A 19,487-nucleotide genomic window follows, 5' to 3' on the forward strand; every position below is an offset into this window, starting at 1 on the left:
GGCGGCCCCAGCCACCTGGGGTCGCCCCAAGGTCAGCCAAGTCGTTCGCGGACCCAGTCGAGGTGGATGAGGGCGTGCTCGCGCTGCCAGGCACGGATGGTCGGTAGGCCAGGCGGGGCGGGCTGAGCCGCGCCCCACCACAGTCCGGCCGCTATAGCGGCCAGGAACCCGGTGATGGCGACATCGTCCGGCAACGCGGGCAGTGTGACCGACTCACGCATGTCTGCCTGCAGGATGACGGTGTCGGCCCAGCGTGGTGCGAGAGCCGGGTGCGCCCAGTCGATGAACACCACACGGTCGTCGGTCAGGATGATGTTGTCGGCCCGCAGGTCCCAGTGCGCCAGGGCTTTCCCCTCCGCGAGCGCACGCAACCCGGTCCGGGCGAGCTCCGCCAACTCCTCCTCGCGCCCAGCCGCCCACGCGGGTACGTCGAGACCGTCAGCGATCACGTTGTCCCAACGGCTCAGGAACTCCAGACTCCGTACGGCGGCGACCGGCGCGTCCGGCCACGGCGACGGGTCCAGGGCCTCGGACAGCTCGGAAACGGCATCCAGGACGCGATCAGCATCACGCTGCTCCCACGGGTGGGACGGCAGTCGGCCTTCGATGTCCTCGAACAGCAGACCGACCCAGTCCCCGTCGTCGTACACGTCGTACAGCGCGGGCGCCGTCGGCAGGGGGCCAATGGCCTGGACAGCGGTGATCTCCTGGCGGAACAGCGACGGCGTCTTCGGGTTGAGCGCCGTACCGACGGTTTTGACGAACGCGCGGCGCCCGGAGGCGGTCACCAGGCGGGCGGCGACGCCGGGGGAGAAGCCGCCCTGCTGGGTCTCGGCGGAGACCACCTCCGACCCGAGCGCGCGTTCCACCCACGCCCGCACAGGAGCGGGCACCTCCTCGAAAGGCAACCGGACCCCAGCAGCGTGCGCCATGCCGCCCTACGGTAGGTCCGCAGGCCCCGGGTCGCTCGGCATTTTAGAATCCGCTGGCTCCGCATGGGATGATTGACCGGTTGACCAGCATTAAGTTGACCAGCATTAACTAGACGAACTGGATCCCCTCCGTGCCCGTAGGCCCCACGACCGTGCCGCAGCCGGGTCGCACCGACCCGTCGCTGATCCGGAACTTCTGCATCATCGCCCACATCGACCACGGCAAGTCGACGCTGGCGGACCGGATGCTGCAGATCACCGGGGTGGTCGACGCCCGCTCGATGCGGGCGCAGTACCTGGACCGGATGGACATCGAGCGCGAACGCGGCATCACGATCAAGTCGCAGGCGGTCCGGCTGCCGTTCGCGCCGAAACCGGAGTCCGCTGGTGGCCTGCTCGCCCCGGACGGTACGACGTACATCCTGAACATGATCGACACGCCCGGCCACGTCGACTTCACCTACGAGGTGTCGCGGTCGCTGGAGGCGTGTGAGGGCGCGGTGCTGCTGGTCGACGCGGCGCAGGGGATCGAGGCGCAGACGCTGGCGAACCTCTACCTCGCGCTGAGCGCGGACCTGCACATCATCCCGGTGCTGAACAAGATCGACCTGCCCAGCGCGCAGCCGGAGAAGTACGCCGCCGAGCTGGCCCACATCATCGGCTGCGACCCGTCCGACGTGCTGAAGGTGTCGGCCAAGACCGGCGAGGGCGTCGAGGAGCTGCTGAGCGAGATCGTTGCCCAGGTCGACCCGCCGAAGGGCGTCAAGGACGCACCGCCGCGGGCGCTGATCTTCGACTCCGTCTACGACACCTACCGCGGCGTGGTCACCTACGTCCGGGTGGTCGACGGCGAGCTGAACCACCGCGACCGGATCAAGATGATGTCGACCGGCGCGGTGCACGAGATGCTCGAGGTGGGCGTCATCTCGCCCGAGCCGGCCAAGTCGCCGAGCATCGGGGTCGGCGAGGTCGGCTACCTGATCACCGGGGTGAAGGACGTCCGCCAGTCCCGGGTCGGTGACACCGTCACCGCGGCCGTGCATGGCGCGACCCAACCGCTCGGCGGCTACAAGCATCCGCAGCCGATGGTGTACTCCGGCCTGTTCCCGATCGATGGTGACGACTACCCGACGCTGCGTGATGCGCTGGAGCGACTGCAGCTGAACGACGCGGCGCTGCAGTACGAGCCGGAGACCTCGGGCGCGCTCGGGTTCGGCTTTCGCTGCGGCTTCCTCGGCCTGCTGCACATGGAGATCGTCCGGGAGCGGCTCGAGCGCGAGTTCGACCTGGACCTGATCTCGACCGCGCCGAACGTCGTCTACCGGGTCGAGATGGAGGACGGCAAGGAGCACGTCGTCACCAACCCGAGCGAGTTCCCCGAGGGCAAGATCGCCGACATCTATGAGCCGGTCGTGAAGGCGACGATCCTCAGCCCGAAGGACTACATCGGCGTCATCATGGAGCTGTGCCAGACCAAGCGGGGCAACCTGCAGGGCATGGAGTACTTGTCCGAGGACCGGGTCGAGCTCCGCTACACGCTGCCGCTGGCCGAGATCGTCTTCGACTTCTTCGACCAGCTGAAGTCCAAGACCAAGGGGTACGCGTCGCTGGACTACGAGCCGACCGGTGAGCAGGCGGCCCAGCTGGTCAAGGTGGACATCCTGCTGCAGGGCGAGACGGTCGACGCGTTCTCCGCGATCGTGCACCGCGACAACGCGTACTCGTACGGCGTCGCCCTGGCCGGCAAGCTCAAGGAGCTGATCCCGCGCCAGCAGTTCGAGGTGCCGATCCAGGCCGCGATCGGGTCCCGGATCATCGCGCGCGAGTCGATCCGGGCGATCCGCAAGGACGTGCTGGCCAAGTGCTACGGCGGTGACATCACCCGGAAGCGCAAGCTGCTGGAGAAGCAGAAGGAAGGCAAGAAGCGGATGAAGATGGTCGGCCGGGTCGAGGTCCCGCAAGAGGCCTTCATCGCTGCCCTGCGGACCTCGGACACCACGGAGAAGGCCAAGAAGTAAGTTCCGGTCGATATTCCGGAAGGGCTGCTGGTCGTCGGTTCACGCGGTCCGGACTGGGCCGACTGGCTCGACCGGCTGCCTCGGCTGACGCGCGATCTGCTGGAGGAGTGGCAGCTGCGCGTCGACGGTACGTCGTTCTACGGGAACTGCGCGTTGGTCGTTCCCGTGATCACGGCCGACGGGCAGCGCGCCGTACTCAAGGTGCAGTTCCCGCATTGGGAGGCGGAGACCGAGCACCTGGCGTTGCGGGCGTGGGGTGGGAACGGCGCGGTGCAGTTGCTGCGGGCAGATCCGCGGCGATTCGCCTTACTGCTCGAGCGGTTGGAGCCACGGGACCTGACCACGATCGACGTTGTGGACGCGTGCGAGATCGTTGGCAGCACCTACAAGCGGCTGCATGTCCCCGCGGGTCCGCAGTACCGGACGTTGTCGGGTGAGCTGACGCGATGGCTCGAGCGGTTCCGCCAGTTGCCCACGTCGGCGCCGGTCCCGCACCGGTACGTCGAGCAGGCGATCTCGCTGTCCGAGGACTTCGTCGCGGACCCGGCGACCGACGGACGGTTGATCCACACCGACCTGCACTACGAGAACATGCTGGCCGCGGAGCGCGAACCGTGGTTGGTGATCGACCCGAAGCCGCTGTCGGGGGACCCGCACTTCGAGGTCGCGCCTTTGGTCTGGAACCGCTGGGACGAGGTCGTTGCCGCCGGCGACCTTCGGTTCGCGGTCCGGCAGCGCTTCTACACGGCGATCGACGCCGGTGGTCTGGACGAGGAGCGGGCCCGCGACTGGGTCATCGTCCGGCAGATGCTCAACGTCCTGTGGACGCTGGAGGACGCCGGCACCGACGAGTCCCTCCCGCAGGACTGGCTCACCCGCAACATCGCGATCGTGAAGGCGATCCAGGACTGAAGAGTGAGATGCCGCACGTCGGCTTAAGTTAGTAGTTACTACCTACTAACTTAAGAGCATGTCGCCGACACGGATGAGCGGGCGCGAGCGCCGCGAGCAGATTCTTGCCATCGCCGAGGACGAGTTCGCCACCGCCGGGTTGTACGGCGCCTCGACCGAGACGATCGCCCGTCGCGCGGGGATCACCCAGGCCTACGTGTTCCGGTTGTTCGGCACGAAGAAGCAGCTGTTCCTGGAGTGTGTGGATGCCGCGTTCGAGCGAATGACGCTCGCGATGCTGGCTGCCGCGGGCGGTGCGAGCGGGATCGAAGCGCTGACCGCGATGGGCCACGAGTACAACGAGATGCTCGCCGACCGCACCACCCTGCTACTCCAGTTGCAAGGCACCGCCGCCGCGGCCGCCGGGGACGGTGAGGTCCGGGATGCGGTGCGAGTCAGCTTCGGCCGACTCTGGCAGGCCGTTGCCGACACCGCCCGCTTGGACCCGGTAACCGTGAAGGCGTTCCTGGCCTTCGGGATGTTGCTCAACACCAACGCGGCGCTCGATCTGCCTGAGGTCGACGAGGACTGGGCGCGGCAGGCGCGCACGCGGATCAAGCCAGGTCTGTTCACCCACATCACCAGCGACACCAATAGATGACCGTCCGCACGGAGACCTCGCCGCGGGTCCTGGTCGCGGTGGTCGTCTTCATCGGCCTGCTCGTCGCTGTCATCGGCAGCCTCGGCGCCCCGCTTATCACCGCGGTCGCCGAGCACTACGACGTCTCGCTCGCCGCGGCCCAGTGGACGCTGACCATCGCACTGCTGTCCGGCGCCGTCACCACTCCGCTGGTGGGTCGGCTTGGGTCCGGTCCGCAGCGGCGAACCGTCGTACTGGTCACGCTGGCCGTCGTCGTGGCGGGCAGCCTGCTGACCGTGATCCCGCTCCCGTTCGCGCTGCTGCTCGTCGGCCGCTCGGCGCAGGGCGCTGGGCTCGGCCTGATCTCGTTGATGATGGCGACCGCCCGCGACCACCTCGACGACAAGCGTTCCGCCAGTACGATCGCGCTCCTGTCGGTCGCCTCCACTGCCGGGATCGGTATCGGCTATCCGTTGGCTGGGTTGCTGACCGAGCTCTGGGGTATCCGCGCCGCCTATGCGCTCGGCCTCATCGTTACCGCTGCCGCACTGCTCGCGGCCGCCGTCGGGATCCCGGCCGCACCGGTGCGGCCGGCGAACCGCGTCGACATACGTGGCGCAGTGCTGCTCACCGTCGGGCTCCTCGCCCTGCTCATCGTGATCAGCCAGACCGATCTCTGGCGAGACCACACCGCGCTCGCTCTCGTCGTACTCGCGGTTTCGGTGCTGGTGCTCAACGCCTGGGCAGTCGTCGAGACCCGGACCGACAATCCGCTGGTCGACGTGCGGCTCCTTCGTCACCCTGCGATCGCCGCCGCCAACCTGGTGATGCTGACCGGTGGTGTCGGCATGTATCTGCTGCTCAGCCTGATCACGCGTTACGTCCAGACGCCTGCGTCGGCCGGATACGGGTTCGGGCTGAACACCTTCCAGGCCGGGTTGGTCCTCGTGCCGTTCTCGGTGCTCGGCTTCGTGGCCGGCCGGATCCTGCCAGGCCTCCGCGGCCGGCTCGGGGTTCGTCTGTTGCTCGCGGCAAGCACTGCGGTCGTGCTGGCGGCGTTCGTCCTGTTCGCGCTCGCTCGAGATCGCCTGGCCGAGCCGGTGATCGCGATCAGCATCCTCGGCTTCGGCGTCGGCGCGTTCTCCGCCGCCATGCCGGCCGTCATCCTGGCCGCGACTCCCTCGGCCGAGACCGCCAGCGCGATGAGCGTCAACCAGGTCGTCCGCAGCGTCGGTTTCTCCATCGGCAGCGCCCTCGGCGGACTCATCCTCGGTGCCTACACCACCGACCTCTTCCCACGGGAGACCGGCTACACCACGGCCGCCTGGGCCGGCGCGGCCACCACCGCCATCACGTTGCTGGTCGTTGCCGCCGTACCCCGATCCCGCGAATAACCGGTGGATCCGGCCCGGCGTTGGGGGAGAAGATGCCGGTATGCGGTTGCTGACGGTCAATGTGGTGGAGAAGCTGATCCCGGGTCCGAAGGAGACGGGACTCACGGCCATCGACAAGCGACCGCAGCCGGGTCGGGTCGCGGTGGGCGAGCTCGGCCTCGCCGGTGACCGCGTGTGTGACGTCAAGAACCACGGTGGTCCCGACCTGGCCCTCTACGCGTACGCCGAGGAGGACGCGAACTGGTGGGCCGGGCAGCTGGGCCGTGACATCCCGACCGGGCTGTTCGGCGAGAACCTGCGCACCGAGGGACTCGACATCACCGGCGCACTGCTCGGTGAGGTCTGGCGGATCGGCGATGAGGTCGAGGTGGTGGTCCGCGCACCCCGCATCCCCTGCATCACCTTCCAGCACCGCATGCAGGTACCGCATTGGGTGAAGCTCTTCCACCAGGCCGGCTGTCCCGGCGCGTACCTGAAGGTCCTCCGGACCGGAGAGATCGGCGCGGGGGACCCGATCGAGGTCCTGAGCCGGCCGGACCACGAGGTCACCATCGGTGAGATGTTCAGCGCTCAGAATTCGGCGAAGATGCAGGGGATGCTGGATTCCGGCGTCGATCTGATGGACGAGCTCCGCGACACCGCGCACCGCGTGGCGGCGCGCGCGTGAGCGCGCCGCAGTCCACCGGGATTCTCCCAGCTCCTGGACCACTGCGCCCGATGGCGCTCGCGACTCTGCTCAGCCGGATCGGCAACGGGCTGCTGATGACGGTCAGCGTCTTGTACTTCACCCGGATTGTCGGATTGTCGATTGCTCAGGTCGGGCTCGGGCTCACCATCGCCGGGTTGTTCGGTCTGCTGTCGGCCGTGCCGCTGGGGCATCTCGCGGATCGACGTGGGCCGCGGACGCTGTTCGTCGTACTGAGTCTGATGCTGTGTGGAGTGTCGCTGCTCTACCTGCTCGTCGAGAGCTTCTGGCAGTTCCTCGTCGTCGCCATCGCGGTAACCGTGATCGACCGGGGTGCGGGTGCCGTTCGGTCCGCGTTGATCGCCGCGGTGACCCAGGGCGCCGGCCGGGTCGCGGCCCGCGCGTACCTGCGGGCGGTGACCAACATCGGGATCATGGCCGGCGCCGGGATCGGTGCGTTCGCGCTGCACTTCGACACGGGGACGGCGTACCGCCTGATGTTCGTGCTCGACGCGGTGCTCAGCATCATCGCGGCCCTCGTCGTACTCGCGGTGCCGCGGGTCGAACCGCAGTCACGCAGCGACGACGGGCCGGTGTGGGTGGCGCTGCGGGACCGCGGATACCTCGCCGTGGCGGCCCTGAACGCCGGGATGTCGATCCACTACGCCATCTTCGACGTCGCGATCCCGCTCTGGGTGGTCGACCACACCGACGCGCCCCGCTGGACGGTCGCGCTGGTGCTGATCATCAACACCGCCGTGGTCGCGCTGTTCCAGGTCCGGTCGTCGCGGGGGATCGCGGATCCGACGACGGCGGCCCGGGCGACCCGGAGTGCGGGGTTGTTGCTGCTGGCATCGATGGTGCTGTTCGCGACGGCGTCCACCGGAGACGCCGTGGTCGCGGTCGGCCTGCTCGCGCTCGGCGCCCTGGTACAGGTGATCGCCGAGCTCATGCAGTCGTCCGCCTCGTTCCTGCTCGGCTTCGACCTCGCCGCCGACCACGCGCAGGGTCAGTACCAGGGCGTCTGGAACACCAGCATGTCGATCAGCAACATGGTCGCCCCGACGGTTCTCGCCCTGCTCCCACTCGGCCTCGGCGTCCCCGGCTGGATCATCCTGGGTGTCTGGTTCGCTGTGATCGGCGTCCTGTTCGTCCCGGTCGTCCGGTGGGCCGCCGCCCGGAAGAGTGAACTGCTTATTGCGACTTAGTCGCAGATAGCCCACCATGGAGCGGTGCGGAAACTGCTCCCGCCACCGGGTCCGCTGCGCCCGCTGGCTCTGGCGACGCTGCTCAGCCGGGTCGGCAACGGCCTGCTGATGACGATCAGCGTCCTGTACTTCAACCGCATCATCGGGTTGTCCATCGCCGAGGTCGGCCTCGGCCTCACCGTCGCCGGGTTGTTCGGCCTGCTCTCGAGCATCCCCTTCGGTCACCTCGCCGATCGGCGCGGTCCGCGGACGTTGTTCGTCGTCCTCAGTCTGCTGCTGTCACTGCTCGCGCTGCTCTACCTGGCGATCGGCACCTTCTGGCAGTTCCTCGCCGTCGCGATCGTCATCGCGATCCTGGACCGCGGTTCGAACGCGGTCCGGTTCGCGCTGATCGCGGGCGTGACGCAAGGTTCCGCTGCGAGGGTCGCGGCCCGCGCCTACCTGCGCTCGGTGACCAACATCGGTGTCACCGCGGGAGCCGGCCTCGGCGCGATCGCGCTGTCCTTCGGTACGGCGACGTCGTACCGGCTGATGTTCTGCCTGTACGTCGTCCTCGGTGTGATCTCGGCGTTGGTCGTCCTCGCCGTACCTCGGGTCGCGCCACGAGAGCGACTGGCCGACGGGCCGGTTCTGGTCGCCCTCCGAGACCGTGGGTACCTCGCCGTCTCCGGTCTCAACGCCGCGATCTCGATCCACTACTCGGTCATCGATGTAGCGATCCCGCTGTGGGTGGTCGACCACACCGACGCGCCGCACTGGGCCGCTGCGCTTCCACTGATCGTGAACGCCGCCGGCGTCGCCGTACTGCAGGTCCGGGCCTCTCGCGGGATCGTCGACACCGCCACCGCGGCCCGGGCGACGAGGACCGCCGGATTGTTGCTGCTGGCATCGATGGTGCTGTTCGCGACGGCCTCCGTGGGTGATGCCGTGGTTGCGATCATCGTGCTCGTGGTGGCCGCGCTGGTGCAGGTGGCGGGGGAGTTGCTGCAGTCGTCGGGTTCGTTCCTGCTGGGCTTCGACCTGGCCGCCGAGCACGCTCAGGGGCAGTATCAAGGCGTCTGGAACACCAGTACGTCGGTCAGTTCGATGCTGGCCCCGACCGTCATGGCGCTGTTGCCGCTCGGCCTTGGTGTGCCCGGCTGGATCATCCTGGGGGCGTGGTTCGCAGTGACCGGAGCGCTGTTCGTTCCCGTTGTGCGGTGGGCCGCGGCGCGTCAGTTGGTGGGTTCGCGGTAGCCCAGGGCCGCGGAGATCTTGCGGGCGGCCTCGATCGCGGCCGGGGCCATCAGGGCGACCTGGGCGATCGACTGCTCGAGCGACAGGGTCGAGATGCTGACGGCGGCGATCGCGGTCCCGGTGTGGTCGTGGATGACCGAGGCGACGCAGCGGATGCCGGGCTCGTTCTCCTCGTCGTCGAGCGCGTACCCGCGGGCGCGGACCTGAGCGAGATCGGCCTTCAGTGCGCTCGCGGTCGTGTGGGTCAAGGGAGTGCGGGCGGGCAGACCGGTCCGGGTGATGTGCGCGTCGAGCGCCTCGTCGTCCTTCTCGGCAAGCAGCGCCTTGCCGATGCCGGTGCAGTGCAGCCAGAAGGCCTTGCCCACGCGCGACGGCATCCGGTACGGCTTCGGTCCGTCGAGGCGGGCGACGTAGATCGCCTCGTCACCGTTGAGCAGTCCGACGTGCACCGTGCACCGGGTCTGCGCGACCAAGTCCGCGAGTACCGGCCGGGCGACCGTGGCGAGGTCGACGTTGGTGAGGGCATGACCGGCCAACCGCAACGCCTTCGGCCCAGGGTGGTACGAACCGTCCTCGGCCTGCGCGACGAACTCGTGCTCCACCAGCGATGCCATGATCCGGTGCACGGTCGACTTCGCCAGCCCGGTCGCGTTGACCACGTCGGTGAACCGCGAGTGCTCCAGCACGGCATCCAGCACCATCAACGTCTTGTCGATGGCCGAAGGCGAGCTCATGTCGGTCATCCTGCCACTCCTATCTGGCCAGCCAGCCGCCGTCGACCGCGATTATGTGGCCGTTGACGTAACCGGCCGCCGCCGAGGCCAGGAAGACCGCGGCACCGACGACGTCCTCCGGCCGCCCCCAGCGACCAGCCGGGATGCGCTCCCGGATCGCGGGCTCGCGAGCCGGATCCGCGCGCAGCAAGGTGGTGTTGTCGGTACTGATGTACCCGGGCGCGATCGCGTTCACCTGAACGCCGGCCGGTCCCCACTCCCCAGCCAGCGCCCGGGTCAGCCCCGCGACCGCATGTTTGCTCGCAGTGTAGGCCGGAACCGTGATCCCGCCCTGGAAACTCAGCAGCGACGCGATGGTGATGATGCGGCCCGCGCCGCGCTCGACCATCGCCCGCCCGACCGGCCGGGTGACCGCCCAGGTGGAGTTGAGGTTCACGTCGATCACGTGCTGCCAGTCGGCGGTGCTCGTCTCGGCGGCCGGCGCGCGGCGGATCGTGCCGGCGTTGTTGACGAGGATGTCGATGCGGCGATTCGCGGCCAGCTCGGCAGCGGCTGCCTCCACCGCTGATGGATCGGCGAAGTCGGCAGTGACGACCGTCGCCGCACCGCCGCCGTTCTGCTTGATTGCTTCGAGCGTGTCCTCGAGAGCCGCGTCGCGCGCCATCAGGATCAGCTCGGCGCCGGCCGCGGCATACCCGGCCGCGATCGCCGCCCCGATACCCCGCCGGGCTCCGGTGACGAGCGCCGTACATCCCTGCAGGCTGAACGGGTCAGGCGTCACCGCAGGTCCTGTACGTCGACGCCGTCCATGTCGCCGAACGCCTGGTTCTCGCCCGCCATCGCCCAGACGAAGCTGTACGACGAGGTGCCGGAGCCAGAGTGGATCGACCAGCTCGGTGAGATCACGGCCTGCCGGTCGGCGACCAGTAGATGCCTGGTCTCGTCGGGCTCGCCGAGCAGGTGCACGATCCGCTCGCTTTCGGGGAGTCCGAAGTACAGATAGCACTCGGTCCGGCGGTCGTGGGTGTGGGCGGGCATGGTGTTCCAGGTGCTGCCGGGGTGGAGCGTGGTCACGCCGAGCACGATCTGGCAGCTGCGGACGCCGTCGGCGTGGATGTACTGGTCGATCGTGCGGCGGTTCGCGGTCCGCTGGTCGCCGAGCTCGAGCCGGTTGCCCTCGCCGGGATTCACCAGCGCGGTGGGGAAGTCGGTGTGCGCGGGGGCCGAGAACAGGTAGAACGCCGCGTCCGGTCCGTCGAAGACGACCTCACGGACGCCGCGGCCGACGTACAGGCAGGCGCCGGTCGGAAGCTCGTACTTGGTGCCGTCCGCGGTGACCGTGCCCGGTTCGCCAACGTTGACGATGCCGGCCTCGCGGCGCTCGAGGAAGTACTCGCTGCGCAGCTCGGGCCACGTGCCGAGCGTCAGCGGACCGCGCGCGGGGCGGGCGCCGGCGAGCACGATCCGGTCCTGGTGGGTGAGCACCGCGGTGATCGTGTCCGGGGTGAAGAGATCGTCGACCAGGTAGTGCGAGCGCAGCGCGGCGGTGTCGAAGCCGGGCACCTGGGCGGGGTGGGTGGCGTGTCTGACCTGAAGGGGCGGCTGTCCGTTCACAGAACTAGGTTCTATTCCACGGAACTTCCTGTCAACCGCGGCCTGTGGAACCCGCGCTGGAACTGTTCCAGGTTCCGTGTCTTGACACCAAGTTCTGGCTGATGGAACCCTCCAGTCACTCGCCCCCATCGCCCCTGGGAGGATCCCGATGACCGTTCTGGACTGGACAGTCCTGGTCGCGTACTTCGTGTTGATGGTGCTGATCGGAGTCTGGTCGCGCACCAAGATCAAGACGGTCGTGGACTACTTCACGACCGGTGGCCGGATCCCCTGGTGGTTGTCCGGCATCTCGCCGCGCTGGTGTCGTGGGCGATCGGACTGATCGCGTGGGCAGTCGTCAAGTGGGGCGTCGGCTCCACCGACACCACCCTGGTCGTCGCGTTGCCGCTGGCAACTTCCCTGGAGGTGTACGTCGGCCTCGGCCTGCTGCTGCCGGAGAACCGTCCGGAGGTGGACAAGCTGATCGATTCGCTGAACACCGACCCCGCCGAGGTCACCGCCCGCCCGGCTCCCGTCCTGAACTGAAACACTGTCCCACGACACGGAACCGCCAACCCTCAGGAGATCCCGTATGCCGAACATCACCGTCGAACTCCTCTCCGGCCGCACCCTGGACCAGCGCCGGGAGTTCGTCGCCGCTGTCACCGACTCCGCCATCGCCATCCTCGGCGCCAAGCGCGACGCCGTCCGGATCGTGTTCACCGAGATCGAGAAGACCGACGTTGCCAACGGCGGCACCCTGGCCGCCGACGTGCAGTAACCCAGTCGGCCCGGCGCCTCCCCGCCCCAAGGCGCCGGGCGGGCGTTTGTGCGGACCGCCCAGGGGCAGCACCGCATGCTGAAACAACCGGGCGATCGGGGCGCCGACCCACTACTGTTTCTGCATGCGAGTAGGTGTTTTCGGAGCCACAGGTCAGGTCGGTAGCGTCATGCGGGAGCTGCTCATCGAGCGGAAGTTCCCGGTGGACGAGGTGCGGTACTTCGCGTCGGCGCGCTCGGCGGGGAGCAAGCTTCCGTTCGGTGACACGGAGATCACCGTCGAGGACTCCGCCACCGCGGACTTCGCCGGCCTGGATCTCGCCTTGTTCTCCAACGGGAAGACGGCGTCCAAGGAGTTCGCGCCGAAGGTCGCCGCGGCCGGTGCGATCGTGGTCGACAACTCGTCCGGCTGGCGGATGGACCCCGACGTACCGCTCGTCGTCTCCGAGGTGAACCCGGGCGACCTCGACCACCTTCCGAAGGGCATCGTCGCCAACCCGAACTGCACCACTATGGCCGCGATGCCGGTGCTCGCCCCGCTGCACCGCGAGGCGACGCTGACCCGGCTCGTGGTTTCGACGTACCAGGCCGTCTCCGGCTCCGGTGGCGTCGGCGTCAGCGAGCTCGAGGACCAGGCGCGTGCCCTGGTCGAGCCCGGCGGCAAGCTCGCCCGCGGCACGGACGGCATCACGCTGCCGGAGCCCAAGGTGTACGCCGGACCGATCGCGTTCAACGTGCTCCCGCTGGCCGGCTCGATCGTTGCCGACGGCACCGGTGAGACCGATGAGGAGCAGAAGCTCCGGAACGAGAGCCGCAAGATCCTGCACATCCCGGACCTCCCGGTCGCCGGCACCTGCGTGCGCGTGCCCGTTTTCACCGGCCACTCGCTCAGCATCCACGCCGAGTTCGCCGAGCCGATCACCCCCGAACGCGCCACCGAGCTCCTCGGCGCGGCTCCGGGTGTCGCGCTCGCCGACCTCCCGACGCCGTTACTCGCGGCCGGCCAGGACCCGTCGTACGTCGGCCGCATCCGCCAGGACCAGTCGGTTCCCGGCAACCGCGGCTTGGTCCTGTTCGTCTCCAACGACAACCTCCGCAAGGGCGCCGCCCTCAACGCCGTCCAGATCGCCGAACTCCTGGCCAACCGCTGACCCCCGGGACGCTCCTGGGCTGACGGCAGGGTGAGGTCTCCTGTGGGGGAGGTGGCCGAGCCGGAGCAAGGGTGCTGGAGCCGGGTCGACCGGCCTGCGGTTTCGGTCTCCAGATTCGGTGGCTACGCTCTGCGATGCCTTAGCACTCTGGCGAGCCGATCCGCTGGCCGGCCTGGGCGCCGGCGCGCTCACCCGCGAGGCTCGCCTTGTCGACGTACGGCGAAGTCTCCCGCCGGCTGCGTGATCTTCTCGGCGTCGGCCCCGGCCCGGAACTCCAACGCCTGCACGCAGAACTGCTGGTCACCACCGACAGCCTCGTCGTACCACGTCAGCTGCCGACCGCGATCCCGGCGTTCTCCGGCCGCACCGAACACCTCCGGCAGCTGGAAAGCCTGCTGCCCGGCGCGAACCTCGGACTGATCATCGGCCCGGCCGGCGTCGGCAAGACCTCGCTGGCGATCCACTGGTCGAGAGCCGTCGCGGAGAGCTTCCCCGACAACATCCTGTACGCCGACCTGCTCGTGGTCCTACCGGCAGCTTCGGCCCGAGCTCGGAGGGCTGTTACGCCTGCTGTCGCAGCATCCTGGAGCGGAGCTCACGGTCGGCGCCGCGGCCGCATTGGCCGGGGTGCGGGTGCGAGATGCGCAGACGATGCTCGCCGGCTTGACACTGCCGACAGTCTGACGGCGTTGGCCGACGTACAGGAGCGAGCCGGTCAGGATGGGGAGGCCTGGGTCAGCTGGACCGAGGCGCTCGAGATCCTCGAGGCGCTGGACCACCCCGACGCCGAGGTGGTCCGTCGTAGGCTCGATCAGAACGGATAGTGAGATCCGTGCCACCGTATGCGCATGTTGCGGAAACGTGATGGAGAAGGTTCAGGCGGGCAAGCGAGTGCCATGGTCAGGCATGCCTCCCAGCTATTACCCTCCGGTTACTTGACCCCCGATGGAGGCCAGTTATGAAGCCTGTCGCCGATTCCGGCCAGCTCGCACTGCTCAGCAACCGCAAGGACACGATGGCCCAGATGTTCCTGGACCGCGTCGCCGCCACCCCGCAGCGCGAGGCGTTCCGGTATCCGGCCGGGGATCAATGGAAGTCGGTGACGTGGCGGGAGACCGACGAGCTGGCGCGCCGCCGGGCGGCCGGCCTGATCGCGCTCGGCGTCGAGCCCGAGCAGCGGGTCGCGATCGCGTCGAGCACCCGGATGGAGTGGATCGACTGCTACCTGGGCGCCGTCCTGGCCGCGGCCGCGACGACCACGATCTACCCCTCGACGATGTCCTCCGACGTCGGGTTCATCGTCGCGGATGCCGAGGTACAGGTCGTCTTCGCCGAGGACGCGGGGCAGGTGGACAAGCTCCGGGAGCATCGCTCCGAGACGCCCTCGCTGCGTAAGGTCGTGCTGATCGACGGCTCTCCGTTGGAGAGTGACGGCGACTGGGTGATCAGCCTGTCCGCGCTGGATTCGCTGGGGGAGTCGTACCTGGCCGATCACCCCGCGGCTGTCGACGAGCGGTTGGATCAGATCAAGTCGGATCACCTGTGCACGTTGATCTACACGTCGGGCACCACCGGTCGTCCGAAGGGTGTGCGGTTGCCGCACTCGGTGTGGACGTACGAGGGGGCGGCGGTCGAGGGGATCCGGGTGCTCAGTCCGGACGACCTGCAGTTCCTGTGGTTGCCTCTGTCGCACGTGTTCGGCCAGGTCCTGCTCGCCGTACAGTTCCAGATCGGTTTCGCCACGGCGGTCGACGGGCGGATCGATAAGATTGTCGACAATGCGGCGATCGTACAACCGACGTTCATGGCCGCCGCGCCGCGGATCTTCGAGAAGGCGCACGCGCGGATCGTCACGATGATCGCGTCCGAAGGCGGGGTCAAGGCCAAGCTCTTCCACTGGGCCTTCGGCGTCGGCGCGCGGGTCTCGGACCTGCGCCAGACCGGCAAGGAGCCGAGCGGCTTGCTGGCGGCGCAGTACGCCACGGCTGACCGACTGGTGCTGTCGAAGATCCGGGCTCGCTTCGGCGGGCGGATCCGGTTCTTCGTATCCGGCTCGGCCGCCTTGGACAAGAAGCTGGCCGAGTGGTTCCACGCCGCCGGGCTGCTGATCCTCGAGGGCTACGGCCTGTCCGAGACCGCGGCCGGGTCCTCGCTGAACCGGCCGACGCAGTACCGGCTCGGCAGCGTCGGCCCGATCTTCCCGGCCACCGAGATGAAGATCGCCGAGGACGGCGAGATCCTGATCAAGGGCCCCGGCGTGATGAGCGGCTACCACAACCAGCCCGAGCAGACCGCGGAAGTGATCGACGCCGACGGCTGGTTCCACACCGGCGACATCGGGCACTTCGAGGACGAGTTCCTCTTCATCACCGACCGCAAGAAGGACCTCTTCAAAACCTCCGGCGGCAAGTACGTCGCCCCCCAGGTGATCGAGGGCCGCTTCAAGACCATCTGCCCCTACGCCTCGCAATTCGTTGTCCACGGCAACAAGCGCAACTTCGTCTCCGCGCTCGTCACCCTCGACCCCGACGCCATCGTCGTGTGGGCCGCTGCGAACGACATGGCCGGCAAGCCGTACGCCGACATCGTCACCTCGGACGCCGCCCGCGAGATGGTCCAGGGCTACGTGGACGAGCTCAACGTGGGCCTCAACCGCTGGGAAACCATCAAGAAGTTCACCATCCTGGACCGCGACCTCACCGTAGAGTCCGGCGAAATGACCCCCAGTCTGAAGCTAAAACGCAAGTACGTAGAAACCGAGTACGCGGCCCAGCTGGACAAGATGTACGAATAGACGTGGGTCCGAGGTAGCCGTGGGCGCTTGTGATACGGCTACCTCGGCAACATCCGCCTACGTCGAGGCGGTGTAGGCGATGCTCGGCTTATGGTGAGACAGCCGGGTCGGCGACCGCCGCGGCCCCCGGCACGCCTGCTTCCGCCGGCGCCGGTGACGCGGCGCGCAGCGCATAGAAGCAGCCAGATCCCGGGTTCGGCGGGGCCGAGGCGTACCCCATGATGCCTGACATCGCGTCCGCGTAGACCGAGGCCGTGTAGACCAGACCCGGCGCGTTGGTGAAGTTCCAGAAGGCGTTACTTCCCACCTGGATCCAGCGGCCGCCGCCGAAGGCGTAGGTCCACGTGCCATCTGGATTGAAGGTGAATGCGCTCGCCTTCAGCACCGATCCAGAGCATCCCCAGTCGACGGCCACCACCGGCCAGGTTCCCACCACACTTGCCATTGCACTTCCCCCTTGTGTAGTCACTGTCATCGCTGCGCCCGGCGCGGAGACGCTGACGATCTCCAGCCCGGATGCGGTTCCGTCCCACCACTGGCTGTCCGGTCCTGTCGCCGCACCGAACTGCTCGGCCGTCGGCGCCCCGTACAGGTCGTCCACGTCGCCGGGATTGGCTCGGCGCTCCAGATCGAACCGGTCGTCCGCCTGCTCCAACGACAACTCGTAGTGCATGGTCGGCGTCATCTGCTCGTTGTTGTTGCTGCCGAGCCGGTCGACGTGCCAGATCAAGAGCCCGGCATCCGGCAGCGCGCTGTCCCGGCCGCTCTGTTGCCGGTTCTCCGCGATGAAGTACTCGTTCACATCGCGGCGGTGCATCAGGAAGTCATTGCTGCCTGCCGCGACGGTCGCGGTCATGCCCGGCCCGAGCGTGGTGAGTCGCGACGTCCACCCGGACACGTCCTTGAGATAGGCGCTCACTTGGCACGGGTTGGTGTCCGACGCGCCGTAACACATCAGGCAGTAGTTGCCCACGCCGTACCCCTCGCCGCCGTAGTCGTACAGGTCGGGGTAATCGCAGATCATGTGCCCGTTCTCGTGACAGAACGTGCGCAGCGTCAGCTGACTGCCGACATTGGTGATCTGATAGTCGGACAGCCTCTTGGTCGGCGTCGCCTGGTACGGCGTGGCCAGCGCCCACGAGTGTGGCCACAGCCCCTGGGACCAGTTGTTCACCCGGTCACCTGCGTAGAACACGTTCAGCGCGTAGACGAAGCCGGCACCATCCGCGCTCAACCCGGAGAAGTCGAACCCGTTCGCCGTGAGATTCGCGAGTGCTTCGCCGATGAGTTCCTGAGCACGCTGACCGTAGGGAATCGCCGGGTCCGTGTAATACGACCGGGGATGCGCGGCGGTGTAGTACGTCGTGACCGCGTTGGTGTAACGCAACTTGCCGTCCGACACCGAAAGGAAGTAGTCGTAGACCGAGCCGTTGTTACCAAAGCCCGTGTATCCCGGCTGGTTGCAGAAGTTCGCGATCTCGCCCTGCGCGATCGTCGCCGGTACGTCGGGGAACTGAACCAGCACGCACAACCCGCGGTAGTCGCCCACCGTGCCGGCAGGCTCCGGAGGACCCGCGTCGACGTGCGGTTCGGCCGCCAGGCCGGCATCCCGCCTGGCCTGGGACCGCCGCTGCTCTCGTCGAACCTGCCAGCGGGGCCGGCTGCCCCGCGCTTCCAGCTCCGCTTGCAACGCGGCCGCTCGAGACCGGCTGGTGGCGCGCGGTGCCCGTAGGTGCCGCGCCATGCCGAGATCGCCTGGAGCGGTCTCGCCGACCCGGGCTGCCGTAGGCACCAGGTCCGTGAGATCGGCCGCCAGAGTCGCGTAGTGGTAAAAACCGGTGTTCGGGTCCTGCACGACGGTGTAGCCGTCGAGCGTCTCGAACACGGCCTCGAACTGATCTCCCCAACCGCGCACTTCGACAGGCGTGCCGTCGGGATTGGTGAAAGTGAACTGCTCGCCAGAAAACGGTGTAGGCATGGGACCCCCTCAGAACCCTTGTACAGGTCTGAGGCATGGACCGGCCGGTCAGATACATCGGCGGAGCGCGTCCCTGGCGCGCCGGAGGTGCTCAGGCGTGCTCTAGGAGTTGTTTTAGTACGGCGAGGTTCTCGGCTACTGCGGATTTGATTCGGCTCAGGGCGATCGGGGCCAGGAGGTTGAGGGGGCGTGGGGGGTGGAGGTCGATGGTGTTGGTGAGGGTGGTGGCGTTGGCGGTGGGGTGGAGGGTGTAGGTGAGGTTCGCGGGGAAGGCGTTGAGGGTGCCTTGGATGGTGAGGTTGTGGGGTGGGGTGAACTCGGTGATTTCCAGGGATTCTTCTGTGTGGACAGGGATCGTGCGGGTTTGGAGGTAGCGGGTGCCTACGCCGGGAGGGCCGGGGGCCAGCTGGCGGGTTTCGGCCAGGGCGTAGTTCCACCGGGGGAGGTTCTCCAGGTTTGACAGGTAGGCGAAGACCTCCGTCGGCGGACGGTCGATGGTGATGGTGTTGGTGAATTTCATTGCGGCCGCCGGGAGCTGTCGACGAGCCGTTGGGCGGCGGTCGGGTCGTGGGCGGGGAGGATTACCAGGCCGGGGAGGTGCTCGGCGAGGGCGAGGACGTTGTCGGTCGTACGGGCGAGTTCGCTGCGGTCACCAACTCCGGGGAGCTGGCGGCGTTCGAGGAGGCCGGCCTCGTAGGTGAGGTCTCCGACCATCAGGAGGGGTGGCAGGTCGCGTCGGCGTACGAGCATCGAGATCGAGCCGGGCGTGTGACCGGGGGTCGGGAGCAGGACGATCGAGCCGTCGCCCATGACGTCGAACGCCTCGGTGAACGGCGCCAGATCCGTTGGTGCGAAGGTGATGTGCTTCCAGCGCGCGCCGGGTACGTCGATATGCGCGCGGAGGAAACCGCGGGCCTCGGGGGAGAACCCGGACAGCTGGTCCCATTCCGCCGGCGTGATCAGGAGGTCGCTGCGGCCGAGCTGCGGGATCCCGCCGATGTGGTCCTGGTGCAGGTGGGAGATGACCGCCTTGTCGACGTCCGCGGTCGAGTACCCGAGGGTGCCCAGTTGCGCGTCGAGGGTCTCGTGCTCGGCGATGTGGAACTTGGCGAGCCGGTCGTACACGATGCCGTTGAACCCGCCCGGGAAGTACGACGGATCGGTTACCGAGGCGCGGTCCTGGCCGGTGTCGAACAACACCAGTCCGTTGGCGTGCTCAACGACGTACACGTTGATCGGGCGGGGCGGCAGCCACCGGCGTGAGGTGAGCAGCCACCAGTAGAGCGGCTTCTTCGAGCCGTGGGCGTGCTCGGGGTGGATCTCGACGCTGCCGGTGCTGATCACCGACACCGCTCGTACCGGATCACCGGTGCGCGCCGGCAGTCTGGTCGCTTCCGTGGACATATGGACTCCTGAGGTACCGATCGGCCCGACGGATTCGGGGCCGAGGGCA

General features: G+C 68.0%; 20 protein-coding genes. 13 read left to right on the top strand and 7 right to left on the bottom strand.

What is annotated here, in order from left to right:
- Window positions 1–32: 32 nt before the first annotated feature.
- Window positions 33–932 carry a hypothetical protein gene (locus AB0E63_RS18845; protein WP_360367267.1) on the bottom strand — a complete coding sequence of 300 codons (900 nt, stop codon included), beginning with the start codon at window positions 930–932 and terminating at the stop codon, window positions 33–35.
- Between the two features lie 131 nt (window positions 933–1,063).
- Between AB0E63_RS18845 and lepA the strand changes: the two genes are divergently transcribed.
- The 7 genes from lepA to AB0E63_RS18880 are packed head-to-tail and all read left to right on the top strand — an operon-like array spanning window position 1,064 to window position 9,004.
- Window positions 1,064–2,950: a translation elongation factor 4 gene (lepA, locus tag AB0E63_RS18850; protein WP_360367270.1), complete on the top strand. Its 1,887-nt coding sequence runs from the start codon at window positions 1,064–1,066 to the stop codon at window positions 2,948–2,950.
- 27 nt (window positions 2,951–2,977) lie between these two features.
- Complete coding sequence (locus AB0E63_RS18855; RefSeq protein ID WP_360367493.1) at window positions 2,978–3,862, top strand: aminoglycoside phosphotransferase family protein; 885 nt, start codon at window positions 2,978–2,980, stop codon at window positions 3,860–3,862.
- Between the two features lie 58 nt (window positions 3,863–3,920).
- Entirely contained in the window at window positions 3,921–4,502 is a 582-nt protein-coding gene (locus tag AB0E63_RS18860; RefSeq protein ID WP_360367273.1) for a TetR/AcrR family transcriptional regulator, read from the top strand.
- A complete protein-coding gene (locus AB0E63_RS18865) occupies window positions 4,499–5,875 on the top strand; it encodes an MFS transporter (protein WP_360367276.1) in 1,377 nt (458 codons plus the stop codon). Before AB0E63_RS18860 ends, AB0E63_RS18865 begins: the two co-directional genes overlap by 4 nt.
- Window positions 5,876–5,915: 40 nt before the next feature.
- The gene (locus tag AB0E63_RS18870) at window positions 5,916–6,542 is read left to right on the top strand and encodes an MOSC domain-containing protein (protein WP_360367279.1); all 627 of its coding nucleotides are present in this window, start codon (window positions 5,916–5,918) and stop codon (window positions 6,540–6,542) included.
- A gap of 50 nt (window positions 6,543–6,592) precedes the next feature.
- The gene (locus AB0E63_RS18875) at window positions 6,593–7,768 is read left to right on the top strand and encodes an MFS transporter (RefSeq protein WP_360367282.1); all 1,176 of its coding nucleotides are present in this window, start codon (window positions 6,593–6,595) and stop codon (window positions 7,766–7,768) included.
- A 24-nt stretch (window positions 7,769–7,792) separates the two neighbouring features.
- Entirely contained in the window at window positions 7,793–9,004 is a 1,212-nt protein-coding gene (locus AB0E63_RS18880; RefSeq protein ID WP_360367285.1) for an MFS transporter, read from the top strand.
- Here the strand turns inward: AB0E63_RS18880 and AB0E63_RS18885 are convergent.
- The 3 genes from AB0E63_RS18885 to kduI are packed head-to-tail and all read right to left on the bottom strand — an operon-like array spanning window position 8,983 to window position 11,352.
- Entirely contained in the window at window positions 8,983–9,747 is a 765-nt protein-coding gene (locus tag AB0E63_RS18885; protein WP_360367288.1) for an IclR family transcriptional regulator, read from the bottom strand. The genes AB0E63_RS18880 and AB0E63_RS18885 overlap by 22 nt on opposite strands.
- 10 nt (window positions 9,748–9,757) lie before the next feature.
- A complete protein-coding gene (locus AB0E63_RS18890; protein ID WP_360367291.1) occupies window positions 9,758–10,519 on the bottom strand; it encodes an SDR family oxidoreductase in 762 nt (253 codons plus the stop codon).
- Window positions 10,516–11,352: a 5-dehydro-4-deoxy-D-glucuronate isomerase gene (gene kduI, locus AB0E63_RS18895; RefSeq protein ID WP_360367294.1), complete on the bottom strand. Its 837-nt coding sequence runs from the start codon at window positions 11,350–11,352 to the stop codon at window positions 10,516–10,518. Before kduI ends, AB0E63_RS18890 begins: the two co-directional genes overlap by 4 nt.
- Before the next feature lie 148 nt (window positions 11,353–11,500).
- Between kduI and AB0E63_RS18900 the strand changes: the two genes are divergently transcribed.
- The 6 genes from AB0E63_RS18900 (at window position 11,501) to AB0E63_RS18925 (ending at window position 16,056) form a co-directional block, all read left to right on the top strand.
- Window positions 11,501–11,674, top strand: coding sequence for a hypothetical protein (locus AB0E63_RS18900; RefSeq protein ID WP_360367297.1), 174 nt, complete (start codon window positions 11,501–11,503; stop codon window positions 11,672–11,674).
- Window positions 11,626–11,877 (top strand): hypothetical protein, encoded by a 252-nt coding sequence (locus AB0E63_RS18905; protein WP_360367299.1) that lies wholly within the window; start codon window positions 11,626–11,628, stop codon window positions 11,875–11,877. The genes AB0E63_RS18900 and AB0E63_RS18905 overlap by 49 nt, the downstream gene beginning before the upstream one ends.
- A 46-nt stretch (window positions 11,878–11,923) precedes the next feature.
- Window positions 11,924–12,112 carry a tautomerase family protein gene (locus AB0E63_RS18910; RefSeq protein ID WP_360367302.1) on the top strand — a complete coding sequence of 63 codons (189 nt, stop codon included), beginning with the start codon at window positions 11,924–11,926 and terminating at the stop codon, window positions 12,110–12,112.
- A 124-nt stretch (window positions 12,113–12,236) separates the two neighbouring features.
- Window positions 12,237–13,262, top strand: a complete 1,026-nt coding sequence (locus tag AB0E63_RS18915) for an aspartate-semialdehyde dehydrogenase (RefSeq protein WP_360367305.1) — start codon at window positions 12,237–12,239, stop codon at window positions 13,260–13,262.
- Between the two features lie 206 nt (window positions 13,263–13,468).
- The gene (locus AB0E63_RS18920) at window positions 13,469–14,086 is read left to right on the top strand and encodes a hypothetical protein (RefSeq protein ID WP_360367308.1); all 618 of its coding nucleotides are present in this window, start codon (window positions 13,469–13,471) and stop codon (window positions 14,084–14,086) included.
- Between the two features lie 134 nt (window positions 14,087–14,220).
- Complete coding sequence (locus AB0E63_RS18925) at window positions 14,221–16,056, top strand: long-chain fatty acid--CoA ligase (protein ID WP_360367311.1); 1,836 nt, start codon at window positions 14,221–14,223, stop codon at window positions 16,054–16,056.
- Window positions 16,057–16,144: 88 nt separating this feature from the next.
- Here the strand turns inward: AB0E63_RS18925 and AB0E63_RS18930 are convergent, their stop codons facing one another.
- From AB0E63_RS18930 to AB0E63_RS18940, 3 genes are all read right to left on the bottom strand, one after another.
- Window positions 16,145–18,034, bottom strand: coding sequence for a M6 family metalloprotease domain-containing protein (locus tag AB0E63_RS18930; protein WP_360367314.1), 1,890 nt, complete (start codon window positions 18,032–18,034; stop codon window positions 16,145–16,147).
- A gap of 91 nt (window positions 18,035–18,125) precedes the next feature.
- Entirely contained in the window at window positions 18,126–18,554 is a 429-nt protein-coding gene (locus tag AB0E63_RS18935; protein ID WP_360367317.1) for an SRPBCC family protein, read from the bottom strand.
- Window positions 18,551–19,438, bottom strand: a complete 888-nt coding sequence (locus AB0E63_RS18940) for an MBL fold metallo-hydrolase (RefSeq protein ID WP_360367320.1) — start codon at window positions 19,436–19,438, stop codon at window positions 18,551–18,553. The genes AB0E63_RS18935 and AB0E63_RS18940 overlap by 4 nt, the downstream gene beginning before the upstream one ends.
- Window positions 19,439–19,487: the final 49 nt, after the last annotated feature.

Source organism: Kribbella sp. NPDC026596, from assembly GCF_040638415.1.
Lineage (GTDB): Bacteria > Actinomycetota > Actinomycetes > Propionibacteriales > Kribbellaceae > Kribbella.